This is a genomic window from Phenylobacterium sp., assembly GCF_041691455.1.
Classification (GTDB): domain Bacteria; phylum Pseudomonadota; class Alphaproteobacteria; order Caulobacterales; family Caulobacteraceae; genus Phenylobacterium.
In genome coordinates, this window is sequence record NZ_JBEPUO010000062.1 from 1 (window position 1) to 6,799 (window position 6,799).

Annotated in this window: 3 protein-coding genes; 1 reads left to right on the forward strand and 2 read right to left on the reverse strand. The window is 66.4% G+C overall.

Going from position 1 to position 6,799, the window contains the following annotated elements; genetic code table 11:
* Together ACESMY_RS23290 and ACESMY_RS23295 are read right to left on the reverse strand one after the other, a co-directional pair.
* Positions 1 to 4,199 (reverse strand): beta strand repeat-containing protein (locus ACESMY_RS23290; protein ID WP_372787028.1); only part of this gene is annotated, 4,199 nt, incomplete at its 3' end.
* A 287-nt stretch (positions 4,200 to 4,486) separates the two neighbouring features.
* Positions 4,487 to 5,581 carry a TIGR03032 family protein gene (locus tag ACESMY_RS23295; RefSeq protein WP_372787029.1) on the reverse strand — a complete coding sequence of 365 codons (1,095 nt, stop codon included), beginning with the start codon at positions 5,579 to 5,581 and terminating at the stop codon, positions 4,487 to 4,489.
* A 348-nt stretch (positions 5,582 to 5,929) separates the two neighbouring features.
* Between ACESMY_RS23295 and ACESMY_RS23300 the strand changes: the two genes are divergently transcribed.
* Positions 5,930 to 6,706: a Crp/Fnr family transcriptional regulator gene (locus ACESMY_RS23300; protein WP_372787030.1), complete on the forward strand. Its 777-nt coding sequence runs from the start codon at positions 5,930 to 5,932 to the stop codon at positions 6,704 to 6,706.
* The last annotated feature ends 93 nt before the right edge of the window (positions 6,707 to 6,799 follow it).

Consider the following 6,799-nt stretch of genomic DNA (forward strand, 5'->3'; position numbering starts at 1 on the left):
TCCGGCGTCAGCACGTACTGATCGAACGGGAAGTAGACCACGAAGTCCTTGGCCATGGGCGCCGGAGGCGGCGGGGGTGGGGGCGGCGGCGGCGGCGGAGGTGGCGGGGGAGGCGGCGGAGGGGGTGGCGGAGGCGGCGGCGGCGGGGCCGGCCGGGCGCCCCATTGATAGCGGTAGCCGATCGACACCTTGCCTTCGTTATAGTTGTTCTTGAACCGGTAGGATCCGTTCAGGAAGGCCGAGGAGTGGCCGTCCTTGGAGAACAGGTTCACCGACCCGCCGACCTCGCCGAATACGCCCGAGAAGTTGTCGCCGACGGCGATGGGCAGTCCCGCGCCGGTGAGGTTGGTGTGGTTGCGGCCGTTGAACTCGTCCCAGGCGCGACCTTCCAGGGCCAGCTTGACCATGTAGCTGTCGTTGTCGATCACCGGGGCCGAGAGGCGGGCGCCCAGGGCGCCGCGGAAGCTGTCCTGGTTGCCGAAGCGCAGCACTGTCCCCAGCACACGGCCGTTGCCGATGTCGGTCTTGGCGTAGGCCAGGGTGCCGATCGGCTCCAGGGTGGCGAAGCCGATGGGGATGCGATAGCCGCTTTCGATCTGACCGCCGTAGGTGTTGACCTGGACGGAGTGTCCCAGGCCGCCGATGCCGGCGGATCGCAGGGTCAGGAAGTCGCCCTTGATCTGGCCGTCGATGAAGAACTGGTCCTGGATGTAGGTGGCGTAGACGCTGGCCGTGCCGCCTTCATAGTTCTGATCGGACAGGCCGACATGGCTCCTGAAGTCGAGGCGCGAGTTCAGATAGCCGCCGGCGACGCCGATCAGGCCGACACCGGAACCGACGCGCCAGGCGCCGTCGACGCCGCCGATGATTCCGTAGGTGCTCTGGCGGTAGTCCAGGTCGAAGGTGAAGCCCGCTGGCGGATCGATCTTGTCGGTGCGCGACGTCCAGTCGCCCACCGCCTTGATCCACACTCCAGGGGTGAAGGAACCAAGGTCACCCGGCGCCAACAGCACCGAGTCGCGCAGGTCGGCCTGTCGATCCTGCCAGGGCGTGGTGGCGTAGTAGATATCCTGCGCCGCCGTGGCCACGATCGCGGCGGCGAAGGCGCCCGGTCCGGCGGAGGTGACCAGCACCTCGTTCTGGCCGGTATTGGCCAGGGTGTAGAGGAAGACCCCCTTGACCAGGCCCCGGGCGTTCGGCCCGAAGGTGGCGAAGCCGGTCGAGCCGGGATCCAGGGCGAAGGTGGCGTTGTTGCCGGTCGCCGTGCCGGTATGCACCAGCACGATGCCGCTTGCCGGGACGTTGCCGGGATTGCCGCCGCTGTCGATGATCCGGATGTTGTTGCTGCCCGCGGTGGACGCCACGGTCAGGACGCTGGCGATCGAGCCAGGCCCGCCCAGCTGGGCCTTGGTCGCGATCACCCCGCCGGCCACGCCGGTGAAGGCGGTGGTGGTTCCGGTCAGGGCGTCGGTTCCTGGCGCGCCGGTGCTGAGGTCGATCAGGCCGGCATTGGAGAGCGCGATGGCCGGACCGGTGAGCGTCAGGGTCGACGGCGCCCCGTCGGAGCCGACACGAATGACCCCGCCGTTATTGATGCTGTTCTTGGTCGTGGTCCCGAACACGAAGTTGGTGCTCCCGACCGTGTCGATCGCGCCGGCGCCCGAAGTGGTGACGCTGTCGCTGGCCACCGTCGTGTTGCCGGCCGGCGCGCCGTTGCCGAAGGTGTCGGTCCCGCTGGTCAGGAAGACGCCGCTGCCGGTCACGTTCAGGGCGGTGTTGGAGACGTTGCCGGCGGTACCGTTGCCGACCACCGAGCCCAGATTGACCTCGCCGATCAGGTGGCCGGCGTCGTTGATGACCACGCTGCCGAAGGTGGCGTTGCCCCCGCCGGGCGCGATGACCAGGGCGGTCGGCGAGGCTGTGGTGGCATTGCCGGCCAGGTTGGCCTGGACCGTGCCGGCCGCGCCGATATTGATGGTCGTGGTGGTGTTGGCCTGGTCGTTGACGAACTGGATCACCGGGAAGGAGACGTTGGCGACCGTGCCGCCGACGCCGCTGGTCGTCCCGCCGTTGATGTTGATCGCCGTATTGCCACCGGTCTCCGTGAAGATGGCGGTTCCGTTGCCGCTCGAGACCATGCCCGTGGTGGTGACGCTGACATTGCCCGACGTGCTCTCGGCGTCGACGGCGCGGGTGCCGTTGCCGGTCACGAACACGTTGTTGACGCTGACCGAGCTCGGTCCGCTGGTCGAGGTCGCCAGGGCGCCGACCGCGGTGTCGCCGTACTCGCTGACGCCCGAAGTCCGGATCGTCCCGGTCGAAACGATGTTGGCCGAGGTTCCGTAGGCGATGACGCCGGCGGCGCCGATCTTGGCGGTGGTGGTGACGTTCCCGATGGTGACGCTGGCCGAGCCGCCTGGCGCCTCGGCGTCGATGCCGATGGCGTTGCCGCCGCTGGTGGCGACATTGCCCACGGTCACCGAGACGTTGCCGGTTTGCGATGAGGCATAGGCGCCGGTGGCGTCGACGCCTGTGGTGGTGGCGCTGGTCCCGCTTACCGTGACGTTTCCGCCTTGAGTCTCGGCGTCGACGCCGGCGGCGAAATCGCCGGTTGTCGAGGCATTGCCGAAGGTCACCGCGGCGCCGTAGCCGGCCTGGGCGTAGATGCCCGGGGCGTTGAAGCCCTTGGTCGAGACATTGCCGCCGCTGACGACGATCGAGCCATACCTGGCCAGGGCGTAGACGCCGCTGCTTTGCTGGCCAGCGGTCGAGATGGTCGTGCTGGTGACGCTGACATTGCCGCCGTAGCTGACCGCGCTGATCGCGTCAGCGGTGTCGCCGCTGGTGACAATTGAGCCGGAATTGACCGTCACATCGCCGCCGCCGGGGAAGGCGGTTTTCGCGTTGATCCCTTCGGCCGACACCCCCTGGGTCGAAATGTTCCCATCGGTGATGCTGATCGCGCCGGTGCCCGATCGGGCGAATATTCCCGTCGAGTCCGGTTGAAAGACGCTGAGCGACTTGAGCCCGTTGGTCTGAACCGTGCCGACATTGATCGTCACATTGGCGCCCGGCCCATAGGCGCGGGCGTCGACGCCGCGGGAATACTCGCCGTGGGTGGTGAGGTTGCCGCCACTGACCATCACCGGGCCGGTCGTGCTCCGGGCGTCGATGGCGTTCGAATAGGCGCCATAGGTGGTGGTGTTGGCCGAATTGGCCGTGGCCGGGCCGGACCCGGCGCGCAGCAGGATCGCCGAAGCGTTGTCGCCGTGGGTGACCACCGAGCCGCCGGAGGTGAACGAGGTCGCGTTTCCGCTGGTCAGTGCAGCGCCGGTGGCGTTGCCGCCCGCGGTGCTGAGATTGCCGACCGTCACGACAACGGGTCCGTTCGTCGAGGTGATCGCCACCCCGTCGGCGCCGTCGCCAGCCGTCTGCACCTGGGTCAGGTCGACGACAACCGCGGCGCTGTTGGACGCGACGTGGACGCCGGTCGCCTTGACGCCGGCGGTGGTCACGTTGCCACCGGTGACGCTGATATTGCCGAAGAGGTTCGAGATATTGACTCCGTTCGACATGTTGCCGAAGGTGTTGATGTCGCCGACATTGACGCCGATTAGGCCGTTGTTAGTGCTGTTGACCAAGACGCCGGCGGCGTTCGAGCCCTTGGTGACGACGCTGGTCTCGGTGACGCTGATGTCGCTGTAATTGGTGTAGGCGGCGATGCCGGTCGCACCATTCCCGGATGTCTGGACTGACCCGGCGGTAACGGTGATCCCACCCCTGATATTCGAGGCGTCGACCCCCGTCGCATTCACGCCCGATGTGGTGATGCTGCTGACGTTGGCCACGATCGCCCCGTAGTCGCTCGCCTGCAGGACGCCGAACGCGCCGTCGTCCGTCGTGGTAATCGTCGAGCCGGCGGCCATGTTCACGGTCAGGGCGTCGGGCAGGTTTCCGGCGAGGAACAGCACGCCGGGGTCGAGGCTGCCGCTGGTGTCGATCTGCACCGCCGCCGGGATGTTGATCGTGAGGTTGCCGTTACTGATGTAGGTGATGCCGTTCGGATAGGTCGGGTAGGCCGCGTCGGCTGGCGAGCAGGTCACTGTGTCCGAGGTCTGCACGCCGCACTCATTGTCTGCGTGCGCGATACGTGGAGACGCGACCAGGAACACCGCCGCGGCGGACATCGCCGTCGTCATCAGGAGCGACGTCCTGCGCCCTGGTTTCCGCGAACGACTGCCAGTGGAGACCAGGCCGTCGGTCATGCCGACAGCCAGCGACGAAGGCGTACCCGCCCGCACAATGCTCATAAGAACAACCCTATCCCTGACAGAATGTCGCACCCGCTGTAGGGTCGGGCGCCGCGCAGGGTCAAGCTGAGCCGTAAGTATAATCTCAGCAAATGATGGGATTGGGCAGTATGTGTCTGGCGAGATACAGTCGTATTCTAACAAAAGTTAAGTCTATCCGGATTAACTAACAAATGTTAGCGCCCGGCGGCAGTTGGCTCCGCCTCGTCGAGGGTGATCGACGTCCGGATCTCCGGCGACGCCGCGCCGATCGACATGGGGCAGACCACGTCCGGCATCACCGCCACGTCGAAGAGTTCGGTGATCGCGCCCTGCAGGCGAATCCATTCGACGATGCCGCCGGCGCGCACGTCGATCACCAGCACCCCGCACCAGGCCTCGCCGTCACGCTCGCGCAGGGCGTCCTCCAGGGCCAGGCCGGCAAAGGTGCCGTTCCGCGGCTTGGAGACGGTGGCGATGGCGTGGCCGTTGTGGAACGTCAGCCCGCGCACGAACCCCGGGCAAAAGGCGATGTCCTCTTTCGCGCCGCTGGCGGGGTCGACGGTGATCAGATAACCGCGACCGGAATCCAGCGCCCATACCCTGTCGCCCCAGGCGCGTGGGCTGTGCGGCATCGAGAGCCGGTCGGTGACGATCGCATCGGTCTCGATGTCGATCAGCACCCCGCCCTCGCTTCGCCGTTCGCGCCAGCCATTGACGATGTCGCTGCGGCTGACCGCGGTGGCGTATTTGGGAACGCCGTTCAGCATCGCCAGCCCGTTCAGGTGACAGCGATCCTCCGGCGCGAGCTTGGAGATGAAGGTCGGCTTCCAGATCGGGCGAAAGCTGTGCGTCAGGCTGAGCGTCGCCAGGCAGGAGTATTTGGTGTTGACGAACACCACCCGGCCGTCCCGGTCGACGGACAGTTCGTGGATGTCGATATCGCCCGTCGTCTGGGCGTTGCGCGGCACCAGCACGCTGTCGAAGGCGGCGTTGCCGACCTCGCCGGGCCGCAGCATGTTCTCCAGCCGCCAGACCTGGAACAGTGAGCCGAGGTAGAGCCGGCCGGCCTGATGATGCACGCCCATGGCCCGCTGGAAGTTCTGCTGATTGAATGAGACCTGACCGTTCGGCAGCACCCCGACCAGGAAAAGCTGGCCGGTCTGGTAGGAGGTGAAGGCCAGGCTGGCGCGATTGGCGCTCAGCCAGCTTGCGAAGCCGCGCGAGACTTCGATCGCGGTATGCGCCTCATTGGCAACGCTCTCGGCCGCGCGGCTCTGTTCATCGGTCAAGGCCTGCTCCTGATCGTCCAATCGTCGGTTTGGTAGAGGCCAATGAAGCGCAAAACCAGCCGGTGTTCGAGACGGGCGCCGGCGCGCCGCGGCCGCGAAATCTCAAACGGCGTGGCGGCCCAAAACGTTGCGGTCACGCTTTGACCACGGAGGGTCGATCCTGACCGCAGTGGAGCCAATGGTGATTTCGGCGTCGATACCGGTGATCCAATCGGCGATTGGCGGTCGTAAGGAGTGTCAGAAAAACGTCGCTCGACCGCAACAGCACGGCCGGAACGAAAATCTCACCTTCGCCTTAATCTTTGGATGAGGCGCCCGCCCGCGAGGGGCTCGCGAAGGGATATCGAGATGACTGTGGTCGCGCTCTTTACGAGGCCACCTGAGATGCCCGACCCCTCGGGACCCCAGTCCGCTCCCAACGCCCTGATCAGAAAGCTGGAACGCTTTTCGAGCTTCAGCGACGTTGAGCGCGAGGCGATCGGCGATCTGGGCGCGGCTTCGGAGTGGATCGCTGCCGGCAAGCCCATCATCAACGCCGGCGATGGCCCGGTGATGGTCCTGCCCTTGCTTGAAGGCGTGGCCTGCCAATACCAGGACTTCCGCGATGGCCGCCGGCAAATTCTCAGCCTGCTGCTGCCGGGCGATATCTGCGGCGGCAGCGGCGAGGTCTCCGGTCCGGCGGACTACGGCGTTCGCAGCCTCAGCCGCGTCAGGATCGCCCGCATCGAAGCCGCCCGGTTCATCGCGCTTCTGCAGGCGCATCCGGCGATCACGATCGCGCTCACCAAGTCGGCCCTGGTGGATCAGGCGGTGCAGCGCGCCTGGATCGTAAACCTCGGCCAGCGCCGCGGCCACGAGCGCATCGCCCACCTCATTTGCGAACTCGCCCATCGCATGAGCGAACGCGGGCTCCTCCTGTCCGATGGCGGCTTCGAACTGCCGCTGACGCAGCAGGAACTGGGCTCGATGCTTGGCCTGACCAGCGTTCATACCAATCGCGTCCTGCAACAGCTGCGCGCCGAAAACCTGATCGCGTTTCACAACGGCGTCGTGCACATCCACGATGCCGCTCGTCTGCAGGCATTGGCGGACTTCGACGCGGCCTATTTGTCAATTCCGGGCTAAGACAGTCAGCTAGGCGCGGGCGCGCACCATAACGAGTGGTAATTGGGGACAGTGCGCCGGGAGGCCGGCGAGGAGGAGAGGGTGGAAGTCCCT

Bases quoted from the DNA above. Each gene is read 5' to 3' on its own strand.
- ACESMY_RS23300 (WP_372787030.1), top strand. From the start codon at position 5,930: ATGACTGTGGTCGCGCTCTTTACGAGGCCACCTGAGATGCCCGACCCC.